This window comes from Rhizorhapis sp., from assembly GCF_035276005.1.
GTDB lineage: Bacteria > Pseudomonadota > Alphaproteobacteria > Sphingomonadales > Sphingomonadaceae > Rhizorhapis.
Genome location: NZ_DATEMB010000002.1, coordinates 25,490 through 48,638, shown reverse-complemented (window position 1 = coordinate 48,638; position 23,149 = coordinate 25,490). Strand labels below are relative to the sequence as shown.

The 23,149-nt window shown below is 61.7% G+C and carries 24 protein-coding genes; 10 read left to right on the top strand and 14 right to left on the bottom strand.

Features of this window, described 5'->3' with window-relative positions; genetic code table 11:
• Positions 1–81: 81 nt before the first annotated feature.
• From VJS46_RS00275 to VJS46_RS00235, 9 genes are all read right to left on the bottom strand, one after another.
• Complete coding sequence (locus VJS46_RS00275; RefSeq protein ID WP_324057269.1) at positions 82–1,209, bottom strand: site-specific DNA-methyltransferase; 1,128 nt, start codon at positions 1,207–1,209, stop codon at positions 82–84.
• A gap of 275 nt (positions 1,210–1,484) precedes the next feature.
• Complete coding sequence (locus VJS46_RS00270) at positions 1,485–2,081, bottom strand: ribonuclease HII (RefSeq protein ID WP_324057267.1); 597 nt, start codon at positions 2,079–2,081, stop codon at positions 1,485–1,487.
• Entirely contained in the window at positions 2,074–2,826 is a 753-nt protein-coding gene (gene thiD, locus VJS46_RS00265; protein WP_324057265.1) for a bifunctional hydroxymethylpyrimidine kinase/phosphomethylpyrimidine kinase, read from the bottom strand. Before thiD ends, VJS46_RS00270 begins: the two co-directional genes overlap by 8 nt.
• Positions 2,823–3,047: a DUF1272 domain-containing protein gene (locus VJS46_RS00260; RefSeq protein ID WP_324057263.1), complete on the bottom strand. Its 225-nt coding sequence runs from the start codon at positions 3,045–3,047 to the stop codon at positions 2,823–2,825. The genes thiD and VJS46_RS00260 overlap by 4 nt, the downstream gene beginning before the upstream one ends.
• Entirely contained in the window at positions 3,047–4,387 is a 1,341-nt protein-coding gene (gene glmM, locus VJS46_RS00255) for a phosphoglucosamine mutase (protein WP_324057262.1), read from the bottom strand. The genes VJS46_RS00260 and glmM overlap by 1 nt, the downstream gene beginning before the upstream one ends.
• A gap of 52 nt (positions 4,388–4,439) precedes the next feature.
• A complete protein-coding gene (locus VJS46_RS00250; RefSeq protein WP_324057260.1) occupies positions 4,440–5,120 on the bottom strand; it encodes an NnrU family protein in 681 nt (226 codons plus the stop codon).
• 5 nt (positions 5,121–5,125) lie between these two features.
• Positions 5,126–6,397: an amidohydrolase family protein gene (locus tag VJS46_RS00245; protein ID WP_414707945.1), complete on the bottom strand. Its 1,272-nt coding sequence runs from the start codon at positions 6,395–6,397 to the stop codon at positions 5,126–5,128.
• Between the two features lie 113 nt (positions 6,398–6,510).
• Positions 6,511–7,911 carry an amidohydrolase gene (locus VJS46_RS00240; RefSeq protein ID WP_324057256.1) on the bottom strand — a complete coding sequence of 467 codons (1,401 nt, stop codon included), beginning with the start codon at positions 7,909–7,911 and terminating at the stop codon, positions 6,511–6,513.
• The gene (locus VJS46_RS00235) at positions 7,911–9,506 is read right to left on the bottom strand and encodes a peptide MFS transporter (protein WP_324057255.1); all 1,596 of its coding nucleotides are present in this window, start codon (positions 9,504–9,506) and stop codon (positions 7,911–7,913) included. The genes VJS46_RS00240 and VJS46_RS00235 overlap by 1 nt, the downstream gene beginning before the upstream one ends.
• Before the next feature lie 189 nt (positions 9,507–9,695).
• Between VJS46_RS00235 and VJS46_RS00230 the strand changes: the two genes are divergently transcribed.
• Positions 9,696–10,274: a nitroreductase gene (locus VJS46_RS00230; protein ID WP_324057253.1), complete on the top strand. Its 579-nt coding sequence runs from the start codon at positions 9,696–9,698 to the stop codon at positions 10,272–10,274.
• Between the two features lie 103 nt (positions 10,275–10,377).
• Positions 10,378–10,725, top strand: a complete 348-nt coding sequence (locus VJS46_RS00225; RefSeq protein WP_324057251.1) for a GntR family transcriptional regulator — start codon at positions 10,378–10,380, stop codon at positions 10,723–10,725.
• A 9-nt stretch (positions 10,726–10,734) separates the two neighbouring features.
• Here VJS46_RS00225 and VJS46_RS00220 read toward each other — a convergent pair whose 3' ends face one another.
• Positions 10,735–11,406 (bottom strand): glutathione S-transferase family protein, encoded by a 672-nt coding sequence (locus VJS46_RS00220; protein ID WP_324057249.1) that lies wholly within the window; start codon positions 11,404–11,406, stop codon positions 10,735–10,737.
• 392 nt (positions 11,407–11,798) lie between these two features.
• Positions 11,799–12,119: a hypothetical protein gene (locus tag VJS46_RS00215; RefSeq protein ID WP_324057247.1), complete on the bottom strand. Its 321-nt coding sequence runs from the start codon at positions 12,117–12,119 to the stop codon at positions 11,799–11,801.
• A 231-nt stretch (positions 12,120–12,350) separates the two neighbouring features.
• On the opposite strand from VJS46_RS00215, the gene VJS46_RS00210 reads away from it, so the two are divergent.
• Together VJS46_RS00210 and VJS46_RS00205 are read left to right on the top strand one after the other, a co-directional pair.
• Positions 12,351–12,722, top strand: a complete 372-nt coding sequence (locus VJS46_RS00210; RefSeq protein WP_324057246.1) for a glycine zipper 2TM domain-containing protein — start codon at positions 12,351–12,353, stop codon at positions 12,720–12,722.
• 310 nt (positions 12,723–13,032) lie between these two features.
• On the top strand, positions 13,033–13,734 hold the full coding sequence (locus tag VJS46_RS00205) for a DUF4893 domain-containing protein (protein ID WP_324057244.1): 702 nt from the start codon (positions 13,033–13,035) through the stop codon (positions 13,732–13,734).
• A 9-nt stretch (positions 13,735–13,743) separates the two neighbouring features.
• Here VJS46_RS00205 and VJS46_RS00200 read toward each other — a convergent pair whose 3' ends face one another.
• The 3 genes from VJS46_RS00200 to ubiG form a co-directional block, all read right to left on the bottom strand.
• On the bottom strand, positions 13,744–14,043 hold the full coding sequence (locus tag VJS46_RS00200; RefSeq protein ID WP_324057242.1) for a hypothetical protein: 300 nt from the start codon (positions 14,041–14,043) through the stop codon (positions 13,744–13,746).
• 91 nt (positions 14,044–14,134) lie between these two features.
• Positions 14,135–14,311 carry a hypothetical protein gene (locus tag VJS46_RS00195; protein ID WP_324057241.1) on the bottom strand — a complete coding sequence of 59 codons (177 nt, stop codon included), beginning with the start codon at positions 14,309–14,311 and terminating at the stop codon, positions 14,135–14,137.
• A gap of 233 nt (positions 14,312–14,544) precedes the next feature.
• Positions 14,545–15,276 carry a bifunctional 2-polyprenyl-6-hydroxyphenol methylase/3-demethylubiquinol 3-O-methyltransferase UbiG gene (gene ubiG, locus VJS46_RS00190; RefSeq protein ID WP_324057239.1) on the bottom strand — a complete coding sequence of 244 codons (732 nt, stop codon included), beginning with the start codon at positions 15,274–15,276 and terminating at the stop codon, positions 14,545–14,547.
• A gap of 76 nt (positions 15,277–15,352) precedes the next feature.
• On the opposite strand from ubiG, the gene VJS46_RS00185 reads away from it, so the two are divergent.
• The 6 genes from VJS46_RS00185 (at position 15,353) to tilS (ending at position 23,119) form a co-directional block, all read left to right on the top strand.
• On the top strand, positions 15,353–16,606 hold the full coding sequence (locus VJS46_RS00185) for an aspartate kinase (RefSeq protein WP_324057237.1): 1,254 nt from the start codon (positions 15,353–15,355) through the stop codon (positions 16,604–16,606).
• Positions 16,607–16,715: 109 nt separating this feature from the next.
• Complete coding sequence (locus VJS46_RS00180) at positions 16,716–17,729, top strand: NAD(P)H-dependent flavin oxidoreductase (protein WP_324057235.1); 1,014 nt, start codon at positions 16,716–16,718, stop codon at positions 17,727–17,729.
• An 89-nt stretch (positions 17,730–17,818) separates the two neighbouring features.
• Entirely contained in the window at positions 17,819–20,092 is a 2,274-nt protein-coding gene (gene ptsP / locus VJS46_RS00175) for a phosphoenolpyruvate--protein phosphotransferase (RefSeq protein WP_324057233.1), read from the top strand.
• Positions 20,093–20,194: 102 nt separating this feature from the next.
• Positions 20,195–21,004 carry a helix-turn-helix domain-containing protein gene (locus VJS46_RS00170; RefSeq protein WP_324057231.1) on the top strand — a complete coding sequence of 270 codons (810 nt, stop codon included), beginning with the start codon at positions 20,195–20,197 and terminating at the stop codon, positions 21,002–21,004.
• 212 nt (positions 21,005–21,216) lie between these two features.
• A complete protein-coding gene (locus tag VJS46_RS00165) occupies positions 21,217–22,110 on the top strand; it encodes a hypothetical protein (protein WP_324057229.1) in 894 nt (297 codons plus the stop codon).
• A 52-nt stretch (positions 22,111–22,162) separates the two neighbouring features.
• Positions 22,163–23,119 carry a tRNA lysidine(34) synthetase TilS gene (tilS, locus tag VJS46_RS00160; RefSeq protein WP_324057227.1) on the top strand — a complete coding sequence of 319 codons (957 nt, stop codon included), beginning with the start codon at positions 22,163–22,165 and terminating at the stop codon, positions 23,117–23,119.
• Positions 23,120–23,149 lie beyond the last annotated feature (30 nt).

Below are 23,149 nucleotides of genomic sequence, written 5' to 3'. Positions count from 1 at the left end.
CCGCTTCTTGCCACGGCGCGGCGGGAGAAAAGCGGAGTCCCAGCCTTCGTTGGGACGACGGTGTAATCGCTCGGGACCCTGTTACGGCTCCGTCGCCAGGATATAGGTCTGCCGCACGGCATCGATGGGCTTTAGGGCATCCCCATCCTCATAATGCCAGAAGGTCCAGCCGTTGCAGGAGGGTGCTTTCTGAAGCGTTGCGCCGAGCTTGTGGATCGATCCAGTCTCGCCATCGGTTTCCAACGAACCGTCGACGCGCACAACGGCCTTCCAGCGGCGCTTGCTGTCATAGAGCGCGGTGCCGGGCTTCATATAGCCCGTCTCTACCAGCATGCCGAAGGCGACCTTGGGCTGGGCCTTGGGCGACTGCATGATGGTGAGGGCGGACTCATCGAGCGGCAGGGAAGCAGCGATGCGCTCCAGTGCGACCTCGCAATAATCCTCCTCCCGCTCGATGCCGATCCAGCGGCGGCCGAGGCGGCGGGCGACTGCGCCCGTCGTGCCAGTGCCGAAAAATGGATCGAGCACCACATCGCCCGGCTTCGTGCAGGCGAGCAGGATGCGGTAGAGCAACGCCTCGGGCTTTTGCGTCGGATGCGCCTTGATGCCGTTACGCTTCAGGCGCTCCGGCCCGCTGCAGATGGGGATCACCCAATCCGACCGCATTTGCAGTTCGTCATTGAGCGTCTTCATCGAGCGATAGTTGAAGGTATAGCGTGCATCCTCGCTCTTTGACGCCCAGATCAGCGTCTCGTGCGCATTGGTAAAGCGCGTGCCCTTGAAATTGGGCATGGGGTTCGCCTTGCGCCAGATGATGTCGTTCAGGATCCAGAAGCCCCGGTCCTGAAGCGACGCGCCGACGCGGAAGATATTGTGATAGCTGCCGATCACCCAAATCGTGCCATTGGGCTTCAGGATGCGGCGCGCCTGTTCCAGCCAGGCATGGGTAAAGGCGTCATAGGCCGAAAGCGTGTCGAACTTGTCCCAGTCGTTATCGACTGCGTCGACGCGGCTGCCCTCCGGCCGGAAAAGATCGCCGCCAAGCTGAAGATTATAGGGGGGATCGGCGAAGATCATGTCAACGCACGCATCGGGCAGTGCCGCCATCGCGCTGATGCAGTCGCCCCGGATCAACCGGTCAGCCTCCACCACCGCCGTTTTGACCGCAGCCTTGCTCTTGCGCGCCGAAACGCGTTCCATGACACCCATAGTCTTCAATACCCCTGTTGCGCCCATAGGGTGAGTCCTTGAGAGTCCTCCGTCAAGTTCAAAAGCTTAGGAGATAAGCCTCACAAAATGGTTAATGTTATGAGAACGAAAGGAGTCCCCACGACATGTGGAGTCAAGCGCAATGCGGCAGACGCAACATGTCGTGGGTGTGGCGGTGAGGACTCAGTGAATTTTTTTGGTGCAAGGGCCAATAATTTCGGTCGATCGTCGTTTCCGCACGAAAGCGGCAACCCATCTGTTCGCCTGGCTTGAGGTTACAACAGAACCAGTTGCGCCACCGGCGCAAAGCTCCGGCGATGCAATGGCGTTGGACCGTGCAGGCGCAGCGCCTCCAGATGCTCGGGCGTGCCATAGCCCTTGTTGCGTTCCCAGCCATAATGCGGATGCGCCCGCGCCGCCTCTACCATCATCCGGTCACGCGCTTCCTTGGCAAGGATAGAGGCCGCCGCGATGGATAGGCATTTGCCGTCGCCCTCCACGACCGCCGTTGAAGCCCAGCGCCACTCGGGGCAGCGATTGCCGTCCACCAATATATGCGCGCACTCCCGCGCCATCGCCTCGACCGCCCGGCGCATGGCCAGCATCGTCGCCCAGAGGATGTTAAGTTCGTCGATCTCCTCAACGGTGCAGATGCCGAGCCCGAAGCATATCGCCGAGCGGCGGATTTCCGTTTCCAGCACGGCGCGCCTCGCGGGCAAAAGCTGTTTGCTGTCGTTCAGGCCATCGGGCACGGCCTGCCGGTCGAGAATGACCGCGGCGGCTACCACCGGACCCGCAAGGGGACCCCGGCCCGCTTCGTCCACGCCCGCGACATGGCCCTCATGCTGGTCTTCATGGAAGAAATCAGGCATGGCGCGGCACTCCGACCGGGCCGTGTCCGCCGCCGAGGCCGGGAGCCGCCACCAGAGCCGCGCGCACATATTGCCGCGCCCGGGCCACTGCATCCACCAGCGCCATTCCCTGCCCCAGGCCCGTGGCGATGGCGCTTGCAAGGGTGCAGCCAGTGCCGTGGGTATGCCGGGTGCCGATACGCTGATCCTCCCAACGGGCGATCTCGCCATTGGCGTCGAACAATCGGTCGACCAGCACGTCACTTGCCGAGTGGCCACCCTTTGCCAGGACGGCGCAGCCATGGCTGGCGACCAGCCGATCCCCGCCAAGCGCCTCCAGTTCGGGGATGTTTGGCGTCACCAGCGTGGCGATCCGCATCAGCTTTTCAAATGCGGCAACGGTGCCTGAATCGGCGAGTGCCGAACCGCTTGTGGCAATCATGACGGGATCGAAGATGATGGGCGGTTCGTCCTCTAATGAGGACAGATAATCCGCCACCGCATGCGCGGTTTCGGCCGATCCGATCATACCGATCTTCACGGCGTCCACACCAATGTCCGAAACCACGCTCTCGATCTGCGCCAGCACCATGTCCACGGGAACGGGATGGACGCCCTGCACGCCCAAAGTGTTCTGGGCCGTGATAGCGGTGATCGCGGTCATGGCATGGCCGCCAAGCATGGTGATGGTCTTGATATCGGCCTGAATGCCCGCACCACCGCCGCTGTCGGAACCCGCGATCACCAGGACGCGCGCAATGCTCACGCCGGGCCCTTCCGCTCCGTCGAGGCTGGATATTTGGCCAGCAAATGGCCCAACCGGGTGGGCCGGTCGAGCAACTCACCGCCGCAATTGGGACAGAGGTCGTCGAGTGCCTCCGCGCACCCGGCGCAAAAAGTACATTCGAACGAGCAGATGAAAGCCCCGCCCGCATCCGCAGGAAGGTCAGCGCCGCAGCGTTCGCAGTCAGGCCGCATCTCCAGCATCAGGCGGCAGCCTCCGCCACGGCCGTGCAGATGCGTTCGACCACCGCCTTCACCTGATCCTCGCGGTCGCCCTCGGCCATGACGCGGATGACAGGCTCCGTCCCCGATGGCCGGATGACTAAGCGCCCACAACCGTTCAGCTCCTGCTCCGCCTCTGCAATGACTTTCTGCACCGAAGGGCTTTCCAGTGGTTTTCCAGAAGCATAGCGCACATTCTTCAAAAGTTGCGGCACCGGATCGAATTGGTGCAGCACTTCGCTGGCGGGCTTGCCGCTCTCCACCACCGCCGCCAGGACCTGCAGCGCCGCGATGGTGCCGTCACCCGTGGTGGCATGATCGGAGAGGATCATGTGCCCGGACTGCTCGCCACCCACATTATAGCCGCCCTCGCGCATTTGCTCGAGCACATAGCGGTCGCCCACCTTGGTACGGACAAGGTCGATTCCCTGCCCGTTCAGGAACCGCTCCAGTCCCAGATTGGACATGACGGTTGCGACAAGGCCGCCGCCGCGCAGCGTTCCCGCCTTCGCCCAGCTAGCGCCGATCAGCGCCATGATCTGGTCGCCGTCGATGATCTGTCCCTTCTCGTCCACCACGATCAGCCGATCGGCGTCGCCATCGAGCGCAATGCCGATGTCCGCGCCGGAGGCCACGACCGTTTCCTGACAGGAAAGCGGCGCGGTGGATCCGCAGCCGTCATTGATGTTGAGGCCGTTGGGCGTGATGCCGATGGCAACGATCTCCGCCCCCAATTCCCATAAGGCAGCAGGCGCGACCTGATAGGCAGCACCATTGGCGCAATCGATGACGATCTTCAGCCCGTCGAGGCGAAGATGATCGGGGAAGCTCGATTTGACCGCGTGGATATAGCGTCCGCGCGCATCCTCCACCCGGCGGGCGCGGCCGATGTCCTGCGAGGCTGCCAGCGGAATATCGCTCTCCAGCAGCCCCTCAATCTTCAACTCGTCTTCATCGGAAAGTTTGTAGCCATCCGGCCCGAACAGCTTGATGCCGTTGTCATAATAGGGATTGTGACTGGCCGAGATCATGACGCCCAGATCGGCCCGCATGCTTTGCGCCAGCATGGCGACGGCGGGCGTGGGTATGGGGCCGAATTGCACGACGTCCATTCCGACGCTGGTAAAACCCGCGACCAGGGCGTTTTCCACCATATATCCCGACAACCGCGTATCCTTGCCGATGACCACCCGATGCCTGTGCGTGCCGCGCTGAAAATGCGCACCTGCCGCCATGCCGACCTTCATTGCCAGTTCGGCCGTCATCGGCCAGGCATTGGTACGGCCCCTGATGCCGTCGGTGCCAAAGAATTTTCGTGCCATGACTCTGTTTGCTTGCTTGAACCGATTCCCTGACGAAAGGACTACACGTCCCTCAAAGCCAGCGCCAGATGCCCGCGCTCATTCCGCCATGTACCCAGGTCGCGCCCAGCCAGATCAGCGTACCGCCCAGCAGCACGCCGGGCGCTGGCATAGCGTCGTCCCAGCCCGCCTTGCCTGCGATCTGCATCCCGAACGGAAAAAAGGCCGTCCGCCCGCGCCAGCCCTGCCAGCTTGTGCCCATCTGCTTCACCTTCTTCCGGTCCTGTGCGAACGAACCGAAGAAGGCGAGGAAGATGATAGCCCCGGCAAAGACGAAGTTGGCGGCGGTGGGCATCACCAGGATATGCACCACGCCCCACAGGATGAAGGACCACATCATCGGGTGCCGGGTGATGGCGAATACGCCCTGGGCGGGCTTGGTGACATTGGCGCGTGCGCGGGGATCGGGCAGCGCCGGATTGTCACTGAAGGAACCGGCAAGGAGGATGCTGGCGAACAGCATCACGGCCGTCGCCAACCCCCAGAGCAGATCGCCCGCCATCCAAAGGGGCGGGCGCGCCGGAACCGCCTGGAATGCATAGATCATCCAGAGAAAGCTCATCAGCGCGACAAGCGAATAAAAGGCCATGAAGGTCGCCCTGCCCATGCGCGAGACGAGCGGCGCCCGGGCGGGATGGGACAACAGGAAATGGCTTCCCACAAATACCGCCGAGGCAGCAATGAGCGAAGCCATGGCACTCACCGGTCATAGGCCTTTGGCAGAGGGCCGGGGGCAAGCGAACGATAGCGGTCGCGCAGCCTGGTCTGCCGGGTTTCAAGCGATTGCTTGACGCCGTCGATATAGACCGCTTCTGGTGTCGAAGACAGTTCGAGCGGATCGCCGCTCCAGATCACGACATCCCCCACCCGCCCTGGCTTCAGCGATCCCATCATTTGGCCCATCCCCACGGCCTCGGCAGGCGCGGAGGTGATAGTTGCAAAAGCGGCGCCCCAGTCCAGCCCTGCCGCGCCGGGCATTTTCTGCAGGGCCACCAGATTGCCGGCATATTGCGGAGTATAGCGGAGCTGATGCGCCTCATTGTCGCCGATCATGCCAATGGCGACGGTCACGCCGGCCTTTCGCATCCGCCCGATATTGGATTGGGTAGCGTTCAGCCGCTCGAAGACCGACGGCAAGTCGTTGAGCGCGCTTGCAATCACCGGCACCTTCGCTGCGGCGATCTGGTCCGCGACCATCCAGCCCTCGCTTGCGCCCACGAGAACGGGCTTCAGGGCGGGAAATTCCTTGCGCAGGTCCAGCGCCTGCAGGATGTCGCTTGCCCGTTCGACATGGATGAACAGCGGCACCGAGCCATTGATGACGGGCCCCAGAGCCTCGGCATCGGCGCGCAGCAGCAGATTGTCCCTTGAACGCCCATCATAAGCTGCCGGGTTTCGTGCATAATCCTGCGCCTCGCGCAGCATGGCCCGGAACAGCAGATGGGACGCCGCGCGGCTGCCCCCGGCCTGGCTGGCTCCCGCCTCCCCCAGTTCGACGAATTGGAACGCACGGGCCCGCATGACCGGGCCCATGTCACCGCCAAGGTCAATGACCGCGCCTTGCCCTGCAAAGATGTCGCCATCCACAGCCGGGGCGACGAACGCGCGAGTGACGCCCCCCGCCCTGCTGACCGCAACGGGCGAAGCCAGGGGGTTGATGGCAGGGGCGACATCAATGGCCGCCGAGAACGGCGATTTTGCGCTGCTGTCATTGGTGGAGCCCTCCGACTCGACCTCGATCAGTCCCAGCCGCGAAAAGCCCGCGATCAGCCCCGGCGTCACCCATTTTCCGCTGGCATCCACCCGCTCCGCTCCCGGAGGAACAGCAACATTCCGGCCTGCCGCCACGATCTTGCCGTTGCTGATGACGACCGTACCATTGTCAATGGGTGCGCTGCCGTCGCCGATGGCGATCTTGCCGCCGGTTATGGCGATGGTCTGGCCAAAGACGGGGGCCGCCAAAAAAACCAGCGCACAACATCCAATGACCGTTTGGGCTGAGCTTGTCGAAGCCCTCCCCTTCCGCTTAAAGCAAGGAAGGCCCCTCGACAGGCTCAGGGCGAACGGGAGAAAGGCTTTCAGCCTCACTTCACATCCCCCTCGCCGGGCTGGCCCAGTTCGAAGTCGCTCACTGGCCGCCGCGCGGGATCATTGGCATCGAACAGCAGAGCGCCGTCGATCCATACCTTCTCCGGCCTGGTATAGACGCTGAAGGGGTCGCCGTTCCACAGCACGACGTCCGCCATTTTGCCAGGCTTGAGGCTGCCTGTCCGTTCTGCCACGCCCAGAGCCTTGGCCGGATTATAGCTCAGCCAGCGCCACGCCTCGGCCTCGTCTATATTCAGCCCCAAGCGCCGCCCTTTGGCGAGCGCCTTGGCGGCCTCCTGATTGAGCCGCTGGATCTGGTTTTCATCATCGCTGTGGACAATGGCGCAGGCTCCCGCGCCATGGACCAGCGGAATATTCTCCTCGACGGCGTCATAGCTTTCCATCTTGAAGCCCCACCAGTCGGCCCACATCGCCGCGCAAATGCCATTGTCCCGGAGCAGGTCGGCCACCTTGTACGCCTCCACCGCATGGTGAAAGGCGGTGACCTTGTAACCGAACTCCTTTGCCATATCGATGACGATGGCCATCTCATCCGCGCGGTAACAGTGATTATGGACCAGGATCTTGCCTTCCAGCGCGTCAGCCAGCGTTTCCATATCGAGGTCGCGGGTCTGTTCCTTCTTTGCAGCCCGCTTCTTCTGATATTCGCGCGCGGCAATCCAGGTCTGGCGGTCCAGGGCGATATTGCCCATTCGGGTGCTGGGTTTCTGCTTGCGGGCACCGTAGACGCGCTTGGGATTTTCGCCGCACGCCATTTTGAGGCCATAGGGCGCGCCTGGGAACTTCATGCCCTGCACCGTGCGAGAAGGCACATTCTTCAGCGTCACTGAACGCCCGCCGAACAAATTGGCGGAGCCCGGCAATATCTGCAGCGTCGTCACGCCGCCATTAACAAGCGCCCGTGAAAAGCCTGGATCCTGCGGCCACACGCTGTGTTCGGCCCATACGTCGGCGGTCACCGGCGAGGTCATCTCATTGCCGTCGCTATGCGCCGCGACGGCGGGGCTGGCATAGTCACCCAGATGGCTATGCACGTCGATAATGCCAGGCGTCACAAATTTCCCGCTGCCGTCGATCACCAGGGCATCGCCTGAAACGGGGGTGTCAGGGCCGCCTATCGCTTCGACCCTACCGCCGGACAGGAACAGAACACCATTTTCGACCCGGCCGCCCTCCCCATCAAGGATCGTCGCTCCCCGGATCACCGTCGGACGAGAGGGATAGGGTGCATAAGTGGACGGATAAGGATCGGCAGGCGCGGCGGAGGGATTCTCCTTGTCCCTGACTTCCTTCCGACCCTCTCCCGATGCAGCACTTGCCACCAAGACCGCCAATCCCAGCGCTACCGAAAGAGGAAGCAACCGGGGGAAGGACATCAGCGCGTCTCGCCCGCCGTATTGACGCCGGCCGCCGCCGGCTCGGCAAGCTCTGGTTCGCCGGCCATGACATGATTGCCGTCAGCGTCACGCAGCGTATCGAGATGCATGAGCTTCAGGATCAGCCGGGAAATGACCATCACGGCAACACCCACGGCCACGGCAGTCCAACCGACGGTTGTATAGACCGACAGCACCGTTTCCTTGCCCGCCGCTGCACCGTCCAACCCTTCCGCGCCAGTGGCCGCCGCGATCAGGCCCGCGGCGAAGTTGCCGGTCGCCGAAGCGAAGAACCAGGTGCCCATGATGAGCGACGCCATATGGGCCGGGGCAAGCCTGTTCATGGCGGAAAGCCCCACAGGAGACAGGCAAAGCTCTCCAGTCGTGTGGAGCAGGTAGATGAGGAAGATGAAGATGACCGGCGTCAGATTGTCCATCCCGAACGCCGCCGCTCCCGCCACCAGCACCAGGAAGCCAGCCCCAAGCTGTACCATGGCAAGGCCGAACTTGGCGGGCGCCGACGGCTCCAGACCGCGCCGCCCCAGGGCTGTCCAGGTCCAGGCGAAGACTGGCCCCAGCAGCACGATATAGACGGGATTGACCGCCTGGAACACCGAAGCGGGAACCCCTGCCCGGTCGACGTAGCGGTCGGTGAAGAGATTGAGCGAAGACCCCGCCTGTTCGAACAGCGCCCAGAACAATATCGAACCAAAGATCAGAAAGATCGCCGCAAAAATTCGGTCCCGGTCCTCTGCCGGAAGCCTCACGACAGCCGTGTAAAGAACATAGGCGACGAGGATCGCGCCCGCACCGCCCAGCAGCCAGCCGATCAACTGCTGATACTGGATCAGCGCCCAGATCGCGGCCACAGCCCCCACGCCGAGCAGATAGAGCAGCCATTCACGGCGAACGCCCGCCACTGGCTGCCGCAGGGCCACAGGATCAGGTGGCTCCCCCCGGCCCATCAGCAGCGGCTTGAACGCAACAAAGACAATGAGACCCGCCAGCATTCCAATGCCCGCAAGCCCAAAGCCATAGCCCCAGCCATAGGTCTGGCCAATAAGGCCGCAGAAGAAGGAGCCGAGCGCCGCGCCCAGATTGATGCCCATGTAAAAGATCGTATAGGCCCCATCGCGGCGGACATCGGTTCGCGAGTAAAGCTGGCCCACGATCACCGAGATATTGGCCTTCAGAAAGCCCGATCCCACGATGATGAAGGACAGCGCCAGCCAGAATATGTTGATGGCGAAGCCCTGCTGCCCGCCATCCCCTTCAAAGCCCATCAGGAAATGGCCGAACGTCAGCAATATCGCACCGAACAGCACGGCTTTGCGCTGTCCCAAATAACGGTCGGCGAGATAACCGCCAATGACCGGCGTGATGTAGACGAGCGCGGTGTAGGCACCGTAAATGATCGACGCGTCCTGATCGGAAAACAGCCAATGCTTCGTCAGGTAGAAAATGAGCAGGGCGCGCATCCCGTAATAGGAAAAGCGCTCCCACATTTCCGCGAAAAACAGAACGAAGAGGCCGCGGGGATGACCAAGGAAAGTCTTGGTTTGCTCTGGATGAAAACTGTCGGTCGAAGTCGCCATGAAGGCTTTCCGCTCCCAATTGGATGGGGCAGCTTGGCTGCCAATGATGGCGGCGCAGACTAAACCAAAAATTACGTCTGTGAAGAAGATTATTTCAAGCCCGCGCAGTACGGCATGTTCATCGAGCCCACCCACCGCCGAAGCCGTTTCTCACTTGGCTCGCATTTCCGGCCACTCTATACCCGCCCAATGTTCAACGACTTTTCTTCGCCCATCCGCTATTTCCTTACCCGCCGCTCGGCCAAGCCCCGCGATCTCGCCGCGCCGGGACCGGACGGGGAGCAACTCCGTCAGATTTTGACGGCCGCGATGCGCACGCCTGACCACGGCAAGCTTGCGCCATGGCGGTTCGTCATTGTTGGCGAGGATCAGCGGGCAAAATTGGCCGATGTGCTCACATCTGCCTATCGCGCGGAAAAACCCGAGGCGGGCAGGCTGGAGATCGAGGCGATGGAGCAATTTGCCCATCAGGCGCCTACGCTGGTCGTGGCGCTTTCCTCGCCGGTTCCGGGCAGCAAGATCCCCCTTTGGGAACAGGAACTTTCCGCGGGCGCCGCCTGCATGAACCTGTTGCATGCGGCCACGGCGCTGGGTTTCGGCGGCGGCTGGCTTACGGGATGGCCGACCTATAACGATCAGGTGCGGGACGCATTTGGCGAGCCGCATGAGCGCATCGCAGGCTTTATCTTTATCGGCACGCCCTCACGTCCGCTGGAGGAACGTCCCCGTCCAGAATATGATCAGCGCGTGAGCGTTTGGGATAGATAATTTCGCCCACAAGGATATTTCGTTTCGTTTGAAACCGTTTCGAAACAATATCTGTTCAGTTCGCCGTTGACCGGACTCGCTGTATTATGTCACTAGTGCAGTGATGAGCGACACCAGCAAACCTGTCTATCTCCGCCTCCGCGACATCATCTCCGCCTCTATCCTTGACGGTAAATACAGGGATGGAGATCTGCTTCCCTCTGTAAGGGCCTTCGCCGCGCAGCAGTCCGCCAATCCGCTGACTGTGGCCAAGGCGTATCAGAGTTTTCAGGACGAGGGGCTCATCACTGTCAAACGCGGCGTGGGCATGTTCGTGGCGGAAGGGGCCACCAGGCGGCTGCGCGACATGGAGCGGCAGAACTTCCTGGAACATGTCTGGCCCGGCGTCGCGGCCCAAATGCGGCGGGTGGGGATCAGCCTTCAGGATCTGCAGATCAACGAAAAGGCCTGAACATTCTCTTCAGAAGTCCGGCTTTTCATAATGCGGCGGAGGAACGATGACCTCCATCCGCTCTGAAAGAAGCGGACGGAAGGAAGGCCGGGACTTGAACCCGGCATACCAGCGCTTCGTCTGTTCATGCCCCGCCCAGTCAATGCCGCCCAGATAATCGGCGACCGAAAGATGGGCTGCGGCGGCCACATCAGCAAGACTCATGGTCGCGCCGCCCATCCAGTTCCGGTGGTCTAGCAGATAGTCCATATAGTCCATATGGGTATTGGCCCGCTTCATCGCCTCCCGGAGGATGCGGGCGTCGGGCGAGGCGCGGTCGACCAGGCGTTTGCGCATGCGCTCATGCAATAGCGGCGCAACGACATCGCCATAGAAATTCTGGTCGAACCAGGCGGTCAGGCGGCGGATCTCGGCCCGGCCAGCCGCACCGCCGCTGATCAGCGGAAATTTTTCTACCGTTTCCTCGAAATATTCGCAGATCGCCTGGGAATCGATCAGGGTAATGCCGCGCTCCGCATCCACCATGACCGGCGTGCTGCCCGCAGGGTTCATGTCAAGGAACTCATCCCGCTGCATCCAGGGGGATTCCCGCATAAGATCATAGCCGATGCCCTTTTCGCCTAGCAAAAGCCTGACCTTGCGGGAAAAAGGGCAAAGAGGAAATTGGTAGAGCTGCCACATGCGCCTCTATGTAGCGCGCAAGCAGCGATATGCCAGCGGAGAAAATGCGCCACTGTGGCGGAAGGCTGCCAAACCTATCCCCAACGGCCCTGAAAGCCCCGCCTGCCGCTCCTTCAGCCAAGCAATGTTGTCCGCATCCTCAATCCTCTTCCCGGCATCCAGGAAGCACCCAAACTAGCGATGAAATCTCCAATTGGTAGAAATTGGCGAATCCTTCCGCTTTATATTGCCAATAGCGCGCGAATCTTCGCTTGTACTTCCTGAAGTATAGATTGCGAAACCTGACCTTTCTTGGATGCGTTTCGTGCCTTCCAATCAACAGCTCCAATGTATCTACATTAACGATACATTGGAGCGCTTTTTCGTGTCGACAATGTATCTACAAACTTAAGTCACCACCCATAATAGCGGTCGCGATAGTAGCGGTCATAGCGGGGATAGTCATTATACCCATAGTCGCGATGATAACCCGGATAAGCGCGTTCCAACCGGCGGTGGAAAGCCCGATGCTCGCGCGCGCTGCGGAAGCCCAGACGGTGCTCCCAGCGGTGCTTCCTGTACAGATAACGCTTATAGTCTCGGCGATCGCGATAATCACGATAGTCCCGGCCCTCCCAATAGCGGCCGCCATAATGGTCGCCATGGGCATAGGCCGTCCCCACGGGGATAACGGCAAAGACAGCAGCAGCAATAAGCAACTTCTTTAACAACATGACATTGCGTCCCTCACATTTCACATGAGGACAGGAAACGACTCCAGCACTGAACGGTGAGTGAATTATTCGTTCAGAATCGACGAGTGGCCGGGCCAAATTCACGAGCTTTTCCGCGGCCTGGAAAGGGCCCGGCAATGTACTGTTCATGAACGGGATGTAGTTTCAGGTTCATGCAACTTCCGCTAGCAGCAAATGTTCTTGAAACGGAATGACCGGAGGAACCAAGTCATGCGAAAGATGATCCTTACCGCTTGCCTGGGCGCGCTCATGCTGCCAGCCGCGCCCGCGTTGGCCGATCCGCCGCCCTGGGCCCCTGCACATGGCCGCCGGGCAAAAGAACGCGTCTATGACGATTACGGGCGCTATTATGAGCCGCGCAGGCTCAGCCGTGACGACCGCATCTGGCGCGGCCGTGACGGACGCTATTATTGCAAGCGGGACAATGGCACTACCGGCCTCATCATCGGCGGTGCTGTAGGCGCATTGCTGGGGCGGGAGCTTGATGGCGGACGCGACCGGACCGTCGGCACCGTCGTGGGCGCTGCTGGCGGAGCCTTGCTCGGCCGCGCCATCGATCGCGGCGATCTGCGCTGCCGCTGAGCCTTGCGTAAAACAGGACTGCCGCCGTAGCCACGCGGCGGCAGCCATCCTGCCAAAGTCCTACTCCCCGTTGCACCGGGAGGCCATTTTCTCCTGGTGCTTTCGCGCACATCCAAATAGTCCAGCAACCCGTCGCACAGGCAGCCCGTCAGGCCGCAGGCGAAATGAATTTTTCGCAGATTTGTGCTAGTTTGACGCTATCGTCAGTTTGCTGCATCGCAATATGTTTAACTATTTGTTAAGTTTTGAACTTCATGCTTTCTTAACATTCGGGCGTGTCCTTGGGGGACAGCAAAAAGGACCTTTTGAGATGTCAATGTTCCGTTCGGTCGCAGCGTCGCTGACGCTGGCGATGGTTCTTTCCGCCTGCACAACGGGCCTTCATCCGAAGGCGGTCGAGACGGCTTCTGCGACCGTGGAGGTCGAAAGCGCCGATCCAATCGCCGATTGGCGCGGCGTCATTTCGCCCAATGACAAGGCACGGCTGGACGGCATCGATCAAGCCTGGACGGAAGCTCTCGCGCAGGCGCGGCGGGCGGGCTACTCCAAGGCTGTCAGAAATGAAGGGGCCCTGCTGGACCCCAGGGCCGCCCTTCCCCGCGCGGCGCCTCCGCCCGGTCCCTATGAATGCCGAGTGGTAAAGCTCGGCCATCCGGACCGGAAGAAGGGGGTGAACTTCATGGCCTACAAAAGCTTTGCCTGTCATGTGGAGGCAGAGGAAGAGCGGCTCTGGATCGTCAAGCAGACCGGCTCAGAGCGTCCGGCAGGCCGGATTTGGCCTGAGCGCGACGATCGTCAGATATTCCTTGGCGCGCTCGCGCTGGGGGACGAAAAAGAACCTGTCGCCTATGGCGATGATCCTGCGCGGGACCTGGCAGGCTATGTGGAGCGGGTAGACGCCTTCCAGTGGCGGATCGTCATGCCCAATCCGGGCACCGACTCCCGGCTGGATGTACTGGAGCTTGTGCCGATCACGCCGCTTGCACGGGGACAATCGCGGCTGCGCGGCTGACAGGGGGATCTACTCCGTCAGCCGGATAATCCCGCGAACGACCAGCAGGACCGCCAGCACCACCGCAAGAATGGGCATGGCGATCACGATCCAGAGCGGCGCCATGTCAGAGCCGCCATATCCCCCAAGCAGGCCGACTATGATCGCAACGGCCATAATTCCTGCGCAGGTCCAGGCAACCCTTCTCCACCGGCCACGCAGCAACATCAGGCTGACGAGCTGCAGAAACAGGTAGAGCAACCCTGCTCCGAACAGGAATAAATCCATCTCCGCCTCCCGATCGGTCCGTTCGCCGGTCAGAACCCGCATTATGCATCATCGGGCGGCGTTGAAATACAAGGAAATTTTTTCAATCAGCGGAACGGCAGCAAAGCAGCGATTTTCCTTGCTGCCTCCTCGCCTAAACCAGCCGTACCAGACGCTTCCATCTCTTGCGGCTCTGCGGATCCATGCGCAGATCCGTAGCCCGCAACTTCAACACCGCCGCCGTATGGCTACCATGGTGCTGCTTCAGTTCCGCCAATTCGTCCAGATCGCGCTCGCGCTGGCTCTTGCTTCTAAACAAGAGGTCAATCATGGGCGTCGTCCTCCATGCAATTTCCGTCGGCCTTCATCGCGCGGATCCAGAATCCGGATCACGCCACGGCATCCTCTCCCGACCTTATTATGATGTCCGCCTGACGCGGCTTGGTTAATTTTTCAGCAATAACAGTTAAATGCCACGCATCAGGACAAGCCATCAAGCCCCATTCCATGTCATTACGGTGCAAATTTTGCACGGTTTATCGGCGAAATGGACGAAGAACGGGATCAGCCTTTTCGCCGGGCCCGCATCAAATAATTGACAGCCATATTATCCGAAAGAATGAAGCCGCGCGCTGGGCTGACGGAAAGACCTGTTACATCGGTCACCTCCAATCCCGCCTTTGCCAGCATGTCGCCTAACTCCTGGGGCGTGAGAAACTTGTTCCAGTCGTGGGTGCCCCGCGGGATCTGGCCCAGCCCCTCACCCAGCGTAATCAGGGCCAGCCGAGAAAGCACCGTCCGGTTCGGCGTTGAGAGGATCATCAGCCCGTCGGGCGCGAGCGCCCGCGCCAGCCCGTCGACGAAAGACTGCGGATCGGCCACATGCTCGATGACTTCCATGGAGGTGACAAGGTCAAAGCCGCCCTCGTCCAAAGTCTCGATACCACCGGTCCGATAATCTATGGCAAGGCCTTGCCTGGTGGCATGGGATCGCGCAGCGGCGATATTTTCCGGCGCAGCATCAAGACCCGTCACCCTTGCGCCAAGGCGCGCCAGCGGCTCGCAAAGCAAACCCGCCCCGCAACCCACATCCAGAGCACGCTTGCCGGAAAGGGGCCGCATAGCATGTTCGTCGCCATGCCAATGAGCATTGATCGCCGCCCTTATATAGCCCAGCCGCACGGGATTGAGGCGGTGCAACATCGCGCTGGACCCCTGCGGATTCCACCAATCAGCGGCAAGTTTGCCGAAATGCGCGGCTTCATCCGGGTTGATCGTCGTAGCCTTGCTTGCCATTGCCTCACTCGCTGACTAATAGGGGCGCGCCCCGCGCCGGGGCGTATCTGCAACAGACAAGATTAAGGCGCAAATCATGGCGCGCATAGTGATGAAATTTGGCGGCACGTCGATGGCGGGCATGGAGCGAATCCGGAATGTCGCTGCCCGCGTGAAGCATGTCGTGGAACAAGGCAATGAGGTCGCCGTCGTCGTTTCCGCCATGGCGGGCGAAACCGACCGGCTGGTGGGCTATTGCCGCGAGGCGAGCTCGCTTTACGATCCGGCGGAATATGACGTGGTCGTCTCATCGGGCGAACAGGTGACGAGCGGTCTTCTGGCGATGACGCTGAAGGCCATGGGCGTGGACGCGCGCAGCTGGCTCGGCTGGCAGCTTCCCATCCGCACCGTCGACACCCATGCCAAGGCGCGTATCGAAAGCTTCGAGACCGAGGCCCTCAACGCCGCAATGGCTGCGGGCCAGGTCGCCGTCATTCCCGGATTTCAGGGCATGATGGAGGATGGCCGCGTGTCGACGCTGGGCCGTGGCGGTTCCGACACATCTGCAGTCGCGGTGGCTGCGGCAGTGAAGGCCGACCGGTGCGACATCTACACGGATGTCGACGGCGTCTATACGACCGACCCGCGCATCGTGGCCCGCGCGCGCAAGCTCGACAAGGTCACCTATGAAGAAATGCTCGAACTGGCGAGCGTCGGGGCCAAGGTGCTCCAGACCCGCTCGGTCGGCCTTGCCATGAAGGAAGGGGTGCGCGTCCAGGTGCTCTCCTCCTTCGACGACCCCGATCAGGACGATCTGCCCGGCACATTGATCGTCAGCGAAGAAGAAATTGAAGGAAGCGATATGGAACGGCAGCTCATCACCGGCATCGCCCATGACAAGAATGAAGCAAAGATCATCGTCACCCGGGTTCCCGACAAGCCGGGCGCAGTCGCGCATATCTTCGGCCCCCTGGCGGACGCGGCGATCAATGTGGACATGATCATCCAGAATGACAGCAAGCAGCAGGGCGAGACCGACGTGACTTTCACGGTGCCCCGCGCTGACCTCGCCCGCAGCGTCGACATATTGGAAAGCAATAAGGCGGTGATCGGCTTCAACCGCATCGTCACTGATGCCGAAGTCGCCAAGGTGTCGGTCGTCGGCGTCGGCATGAAGAGCCATGCGGGCGTCGCCGCCACCATGTTCAAGACGCTGGCCGACCGGGGTATCAATATCGAGGCGATCTCGACCAGCGAGATCAAGGTCAGCGTGCTGATCGACGAGGACGAGACGGAACTCGCCGTCCGCGTGCTGCACACGGCCTATGGGCTGGATGCGGAAGCAGCTTAACTTTTTCCCCTCCCGCCAGCGGGAGGGGCTAGGGGAGGGAATGTCCCTCCACCGTGATTACAGACCCTCCCCCGCCCCTCCCGCCAGCGGGAGGGGAGAAGGTAAAGAAATGCCACAAGACAAACTCCACCGCCTGATGGCGCGCGGCACGGAATTCCTGGGATGCGAAGTCGCCATCATGTGCGGCGCAATGAGTTGGGTTTCCGAGCGCAACCTTGTCTCAGCCATCAGCAATGCGGGCGGCTTCGGCGTGATCGCGTGCGGCGCGATGACGCCCGAACTGCTCGATACCGAAATTGCCGAGACGAAGAAGCTCACGGCCAAGCCCTTCGGCGTCAACCTCATCACCATGCACCCGCAGCTTTTCCAGCTTATTGCGGTTTGCGCCAAGCATGAGGTCGGCCATGTCGTCCTTGCCGGCGGCCTGCCGCCCAAGGGCAGCATCGAGGCGATCAAGGACATGGGCGCGAAGGTCGTCTGCTTCGCCCCGGCGCTGGCGCTGGCGAAGAAGCTCGTTCGCTCGGGCGTCGATGCTCTTGTGATCGAGGGCATGGAAGCGGGCGGCCATATCGGCCCCGTCGCGACCTCCGTCCTAGCCCAGGAAATCCTTCCCGAGCTCGCCCACGAACTGCCCATCTTCGTCGCGGGCGGCATCGCCAAGGGCGGCGCGATTGCGGGCTATCTGGAGATGGGCGCGTCGGGCGTGCAGCTCGGCACCCGCTTCGTTTGCGCGCATGAATCCATCGCGCACCCCAATTTCAAAAAAGCCTTCATCCGCGCCTCCGCCCGTGACGCGATCGCCAGCGTGCAGGTCGATCCGCGCCTTCCCGTCATCCCCGTCCGCGCGCTCAAAAATGCGGGCACCGAAGCCTTCACCGCCAAGCAGCGGGAGGTCGCTGCACGGCTGGACGCCGGGGAAATCGAAATGGGCGAAGCGCAGCTTCAGATCGAGCATTATTGGGCCGGAGCGCTGCGCCGCGCAGTGATTGACGGCGACATTGAGGGCGGATCGCTGATGGCCGGACAGTCAGTGGGCATGGTCACCAAGGAAGAGCCGGTCGCTGAAATCATTGCCACCCTGATGGCAGAAGCGGTCGAAGCGCTGGAGAAGCGGGCAGCCTGAAGCTGCTGTCCTTCCTTCTGCGCGCACTTCTGTAAGTCCGTTCATCATCCCCATTGGAAACCCTCCCCTGTTTCTGATAGCGATGGAGCATGACTACTTCCGCCGCTGCTTCCGCCCGGGAAATCCTCAATCGCCTTCATGATGTGATGGCGTCGCGCACCAATGCGCAGGCAAAGCTGAACAAGGTCGTGGACATCGTCGCCGAGCAGCTTTCAAGCGAGGTTTGTTCGATTTACCTCCTGCGCGACGGGGTCCTGGAACTTTATGCCACGCGCGGCCTGAAGCAGGAGGCGGTGCACGTCACCAAATTGGCGCTCGGCCAGGGTCTTGTGGGCACCATCGCGAAGAACATCGAAACGCTGAACCTGGATGAGGCGACCAGCCATCCCGACTTCGTCTACAATCCCGAAACCGGTGAGGAATTGTTCCACAGCTTTGCGGGCGTTCCCATTGTCAGGCGCGAGCAGGCCGTGGGTGTGCTTGCAGTCCAGCATGTAGAGCCCCGCCGCTATGACGAGGTGGAAATCGAGGCGCTGCAGACCGTGGCAATGGTGCTGTCGGAGCTCATCGCCAATGCGGGCCTTATCGACGACAGCCCCGCTTATACCAGGGTCCAGGACACGGCGCCGACAATGCTTACGGGCCTGCCGCTCGTCGTCGGCATGGCGCGGGGGCATGTCGTCTTTCACCAGCCGCGCGTCACCATAGAGCATACCGTTGCAGAGGACACCGAGGTCGAGCGCCAGCGCGTTTATTCTGCTTTTGCGAAAATGCGCGAGCAGATCGACCGGATGGCCGGCCAGTCGGAATTCGGCATTGGCGGCGAGCATGAAGAGGTGCTCGAAACCTACAAGATGTTCGCCTATGACGAGGGCTGGGCACGGCGCATCAATGAAGCGATCGACAGTGGCCTCACCGCCGAGGCAGCGATCGAACGGGTACAGCAGCGCACACGCATGCGCATGCGCCAGATCGACGATCCTCTGCTTGCGGACCGGATGCATGACCTGGAGGACCTTGCCAATCGCCTGATCCGCATTGTGTCCGGCCAGTTGGGCACCGCCGCGCAACTCGGCCTGCGGCAGGACACCATCCTCATCGCGCGCAACCTGGGACCGGCCGAGCTGCTCGAATATGACCGCCGCAGGCTGAAGGGCGTGATCCTGGAGGAAGGCTCGCTTACGGCCCATGTCACCATTGTCGCCCGCGCCATGGGCGTCCCGATGCTGGGGCGCGTCCATAACATTCGCCATCTGGTGACGGAGGGCGATCTCGTCCTGATGGACGTCAACGAGAACCGCCTGTTCATTCGCCCCACCCCCACCATGGATGAAGCGTTCGAAACCAAGCTCGCCTTCACGCAGAAGCGCCGCGCCGCCTTTGCCGCGATGCGCGATCTTCCATCAGTAACGCTGGACGGCGAGCGCATAGAGCTGATGGTGAATGCGGGCCTGCGCGACGATGTGGCGGCGCTTGACGTCACCGGAGCGGACGGCATTGGCTTGTTCCGCACGGAGTTCCAGTTCCTGGTTTCCGCCACCCTGCCCCAGCGCGAGCGGCAGCAGCGGCTCTACAGGGATGTGCTGGACGCGGCAGGCGACCGGCCCGTCATCTTCCGCACGGTGGACATAGGGGGAGACAAGGCCCTCCCCTATATGCGGCAGGATGACGAGAATATAGAGGACAATCCCGCCATGGGCTGGCGCGCGCTCCGGCTGTCGCTGGAACGGGACGGGCTGATGAAGGCACAGGCCCGCGCCCTGCTGGAGGCGGCGGCAGGACGGACGCTGCATGTCATGTTCCCGCTGATTTCCGAACCATGGGAGTTCGAGCAGGCCAAGGCGCTGTTCGAGGCGCAGCGCGAATGGCTTGCCAGGCAAAGGAAGAAGCTGCCCCAATGCGTGCGCTATGGCGCCATGCTGGAGGTTCCGGCATTGGCCGAAGTGCTGGACATATTGTTGCCGGAGCTGGACTTCCTGTCCGTTGGCACCAATGACCTGACGCAATTTCTCTTTGCGGCCGACCGTGCTCACCCAAAGCTGGCAGAGCGTTATGACTGGCTAAGCATCGCCATTCTGCGCTTCCTGAACCGCATCGCCAGGGCTTGCCGCGACCATCAAGTACCCATTGGCGTGTGCGGAGAAATGGGGGGAAGGACGCTTGAGGCAATGGCGCTGCTTGGCCTCGGCATCAAACGGCTCTCCATCACCCCGGCCTCGGTGGGTCCGGTCAAGGCAATGATCCGATCGCTCGAAGCAAAACCGCTCCAGGCCGAAATAACGGCCATGCTGGCGAACGGCCGGATGGATATCCGTGCGGCGCTGACGCAGTGGGCGAGCGAGCGAAATGTGGAACTTAATTGATTGTGAAAGCGAAAATTTGCTGCTGCCCGCGTTGACAGGCCTCGCCTCTGGGTGTGAGAAGGCCGCCGAGCATATGTATGACCGGTGCTGCGGGAGAGGGTGATGTCAGGGGAAGATGAGCCGGCTCAGGAGGAGCTCAACATTCACGCACCTGGCGACAAGCTCCGCATGGCGCGGGAGGCGATGAAGGCCAGCATTGACGACATCGCTGCCCGCACCAGGGTTCCCGTCCGTCTGCTGAGCGCGCTGGAGAAAGGCGATTACAAGGCGCTGCCCGGTGTCACCTACTGCATCGGATTTTCCCGCGCCTATGCCCGCGCCGTGGGTCTGGATGAAGTGCAGATCTCCCGGGAAGTCCGCGCCGACCTGGAGGCGCAGGATGCCATATCGGGCACCCGCTACGAGGCGTTTGAGCCTGCTGATCCGGCCCGAGTGCCGCCCCGCTATCTCGCCTGGACAGCCATTGCGCTCGCGTTGGTCCTCGCCATTGGCTATGGCATCTGGCGCACCCAGTTCTTCACGGCGCCGACGGATGAGGAAATTGCCGAGACCCGGATTGCCGAAGCGCAAAAGCCCGCCCCCACCGGGCACGAACGCCCCTCGGCTCCCGCACGGCCTGCGGCACTGGCAGGCGACGTGATGCTGACCGCCACGGACACTGTCTGGCTGCGCGTCTATGAGGAAGGCGGGCAGCGGCTGTTCGAAAAGGAAATGAAGGCCGGCGAAAAGTTCACCGTTCCGCCTACGGCCAAGAACCCGCTGATCATCACCGGACGCCCGCAGGCGCTGCGGGTCACCATCGGCGGCAAGGAAGTTGCGCCGCTTGGAACGCCTGACAAGACGATTTCCGATGTCCCGATCAGCGCCACCGCATTGAACGCACGCGCGGCTCCGGCGGCGGCACAGCCGTAGAGGTTGGCAATTTCGACCCGTCCCCAGGCGCAGTCGAGGGATGTTGGCTTAGCGCAAACGCGTCTCGACTTCGCTCGACACGAACGGTATTGGGTTGAGCTGTCTGATCCTTGCCTTGCTCTCTTATCCAATTCATCACAGGTCAATCTTTACCCTGCGAGGAAATCTTCTATGCTTTCCGTGGGGCCTGTAACCATATTTTGAGGATGTTTATGCGCGGCTTTGTTCTGATTGCTCTGGTCATGGCGGCTCTTCCGGCGGCGCCAGCGCTCGCCCAGTCCAATGTCGAACAGCGCGTCGGCAAGCTCGAAAAAGAAATGAAGGCTGTCCAGCGGAAGGTCTTCCCCGGCGGTGGCGGACAATATTTCGAGCCGGAGATCGCGCCAGCGCCCGCCGCTCCGGCGCCTGCTCCGGGGACCCCGGCCTCTTCACCCATTGCGGACCTCACCTCTCGCGTGGATGCCCTGGAGTCCCAGCTTGCCGGACTTACCGGGCAGGCGGAGCAGAATGCTTTCAAGCTCCGGCAGCTCGAAGAAGCGTTCAACAAATATAAGGCCGATATGGACGCCCGGATGAATGCCGGAGCGCCGCCGGCCGTTGCTCCGGTGCCCGGCGCCGGTGCCGCCGCCGCTGCTCCACCAAAGCCCGCTCCCAATCCCGCCAATGAGGCCCGCAAGGCCGCGGTTGCCGCCATAGAGCGGCCCAGTTCGGGCGATGCCGCCGAGGACGCTTATCTTTATGGCTATCGGCTCTGGGCGGCGAAATTCTATCCCGAGGCCGAGGTGCAGCTAAAAAGCTTCATCGAGAAATATCCGAACCACCGCCGCGCCAGCTATGCGCAGAACCTGCTTGGCCGCGCTTATCTGGATCAGGGAAAGCCGGCCCTCGCCTCTGTCGCCTTCTACGAAAATTACCAGAAACGGCCCAAGGGTGAACGCGCGCCCGATAGCCTCGCTTATCTTGGCCAGGCGCTTGTCCAGTTGAAGAAACCGGCCGATGCCTGCAAGGTCTATGACGAATTTGACGACGTCTATGGCCCAACCGCTTCCGCGGGGCTGAAGGATGTTGTGGCCAAGGGGCGCGTCAGCGCGAAATGCACGGGGTGATTTCAGAAACCCCTGCTTCCGCGGGGATGACGAACAAGGCTGGAAAGTCATCGTGGCTCTAGTCGCGCCGTCAGCCCTCCGCCGTTTCCGGTCCGATATTGAGCGCCTCCTCGGCCGCCCTGCAGCTCCCCACGACCAATTCGGAATCGCCGTTTCGGGCGGGCCTGACAGCATGGCGCTGCTTGCGCTGGCTAGTAGCGCCTATGCGGGCCAGGTTCAGGCCGCCACAGTCGATCACGGGTTCCGCCCGGAGGCGGCCGCCGAAGCGGAAATGGTCGCCCATTGGTGCGGCGCGCATGGAATTCCGCACAAGACGTTGCGCCCGCCCGCCCCCATTACAGGAAATCTGCAATCGGCGGGACGTGCCGAGCGTTACCGGCTGCTCTGGCAATGGTGCGATGAGCGGAAACTCGACTGGCTGCTCACCGCGCATCATGCCGACGATCAGTTGGAAACGCTGCTGATGCGCCTCAACCGGGGTTCGGGCCTTGCCGGACTTGCTGGCGTGAGGTCCCGCTCGGACCGGCTGCTGCGTCCCCTGCTGTTCTGGACCCGCGCCGGGCTTGGCGAAGTGGCGAGCCAAGCGGGCTGTCCGGCCATCGAGGACCCTAGCAACAAAGACCCGCGATACGACCGGGCGGCCCTCCGGTTGCATCTTGCTCAAACGGACTGGCTCGATTCCGTCTCCGCCAGCCGCAGCGCCGCTGCGCTTGCCGAGTGCGAAATGGCGCTGGATTGGGCGGTTAGCGGCTTTGAGGAGCAATTTGTCGATCAGAATGGCGAAGAAATCCGGCTTTCCCGAATCGATTTTCCACGCGAAATTCAGCGAAGGCTGCTATTGCGCATGCTTGCCCGGCTTGATCCCGGCCTCTCCCCTAGGGGAGACACGATCGATCAAGCGCTGGTTCAGCTCGCGCTTGGTAAGAAATATACAATTGGTTCGCTGCTATTGTGCGGGGGTAGCAACTGGACAGTGAAGCCAGCTCCGCCCCGGCGGACCACCGGATGACCGGCCCGCGATATTGTCATTTGGACGTCA

Bases quoted from the DNA above. Each gene is read 5' to 3' on its own strand.
- VJS46_RS00225 (WP_324057251.1), top strand. From the start codon at position 10,378: ATGAGCGACACCAGCAAACCTGTCTATCTCCGCCTCCGCGACATCATC.
- VJS46_RS00250 (WP_324057260.1), bottom strand. From the start codon at position 5,120: ATGGCTTCGCTCATTGCTGCCTCGGCGGTATTTGTGGGAAGCCATTTC.
- VJS46_RS00215 (WP_324057247.1), bottom strand. From the start codon at position 12,119: ATGTTGTTAAAGAAGTTGCTTATTGCTGCTGCTGTCTTTGCCGTTATC.
- VJS46_RS00235 (WP_324057255.1), bottom strand. From the start codon at position 9,506: ATGGCGACTTCGACCGACAGTTTTCATCCAGAGCAAACCAAGACTTTC.
- VJS46_RS00270 (WP_324057267.1), bottom strand. From the start codon at position 2,081: ATGCCTGATTTCTTCCATGAAGACCAGCATGAGGGCCATGTCGCGGGC.
- VJS46_RS00240 (WP_324057256.1), bottom strand. From the start codon at position 7,911: ATGTCCTTCCCCCGGTTGCTTCCTCTTTCGGTAGCGCTGGGATTGGCG.
- VJS46_RS00205 (WP_324057244.1), top strand. From the start codon at position 13,033: ATGTCAATGTTCCGTTCGGTCGCAGCGTCGCTGACGCTGGCGATGGTT.
- VJS46_RS00210 (WP_324057246.1), top strand. From the start codon at position 12,351: ATGCGAAAGATGATCCTTACCGCTTGCCTGGGCGCGCTCATGCTGCCA.
- ptsP (WP_324057233.1), top strand. From the start codon at position 17,819: ATGACTACTTCCGCCGCTGCTTCCGCCCGGGAAATCCTCAATCGCCTT.
- VJS46_RS00165 (WP_324057229.1), top strand. From the start codon at position 21,217: ATGCGCGGCTTTGTTCTGATTGCTCTGGTCATGGCGGCTCTTCCGGCG.
- VJS46_RS00195 (WP_324057241.1), bottom strand. From the start codon at position 14,311: ATGATTGACCTCTTGTTTAGAAGCAAGAGCCAGCGCGAGCGCGATCTG.
- glmM (WP_324057262.1), bottom strand. From the start codon at position 4,387: ATGGCACGAAAATTCTTTGGCACCGACGGCATCAGGGGCCGTACCAAT.
- VJS46_RS00170 (WP_324057231.1), top strand. From the start codon at position 20,195: ATGTCAGGGGAAGATGAGCCGGCTCAGGAGGAGCTCAACATTCACGCA.
- VJS46_RS00180 (WP_324057235.1), top strand. From the start codon at position 16,716: ATGCCACAAGACAAACTCCACCGCCTGATGGCGCGCGGCACGGAATTC.
- VJS46_RS00275 (WP_324057269.1), bottom strand. From the start codon at position 1,209: ATGGGTGTCATGGAACGCGTTTCGGCGCGCAAGAGCAAGGCTGCGGTC.
- VJS46_RS00260 (WP_324057263.1), bottom strand. From the start codon at position 3,047: ATGCTGGAGATGCGGCCTGACTGCGAACGCTGCGGCGCTGACCTTCCT.
- VJS46_RS00230 (WP_324057253.1), top strand. From the start codon at position 9,696: ATGTTCAACGACTTTTCTTCGCCCATCCGCTATTTCCTTACCCGCCGC.
- VJS46_RS00185 (WP_324057237.1), top strand. From the start codon at position 15,353: ATGGCGCGCATAGTGATGAAATTTGGCGGCACGTCGATGGCGGGCATG.
- VJS46_RS00220 (WP_324057249.1), bottom strand. From the start codon at position 11,406: ATGTGGCAGCTCTACCAATTTCCTCTTTGCCCTTTTTCCCGCAAGGTC.
- ubiG (WP_324057239.1), bottom strand. From the start codon at position 15,276: ATGGCAAGCAAGGCTACGACGATCAACCCGGATGAAGCCGCGCATTTC.
- VJS46_RS00200 (WP_324057242.1), bottom strand. From the start codon at position 14,043: ATGCGGGTTCTGACCGGCGAACGGACCGATCGGGAGGCGGAGATGGAT.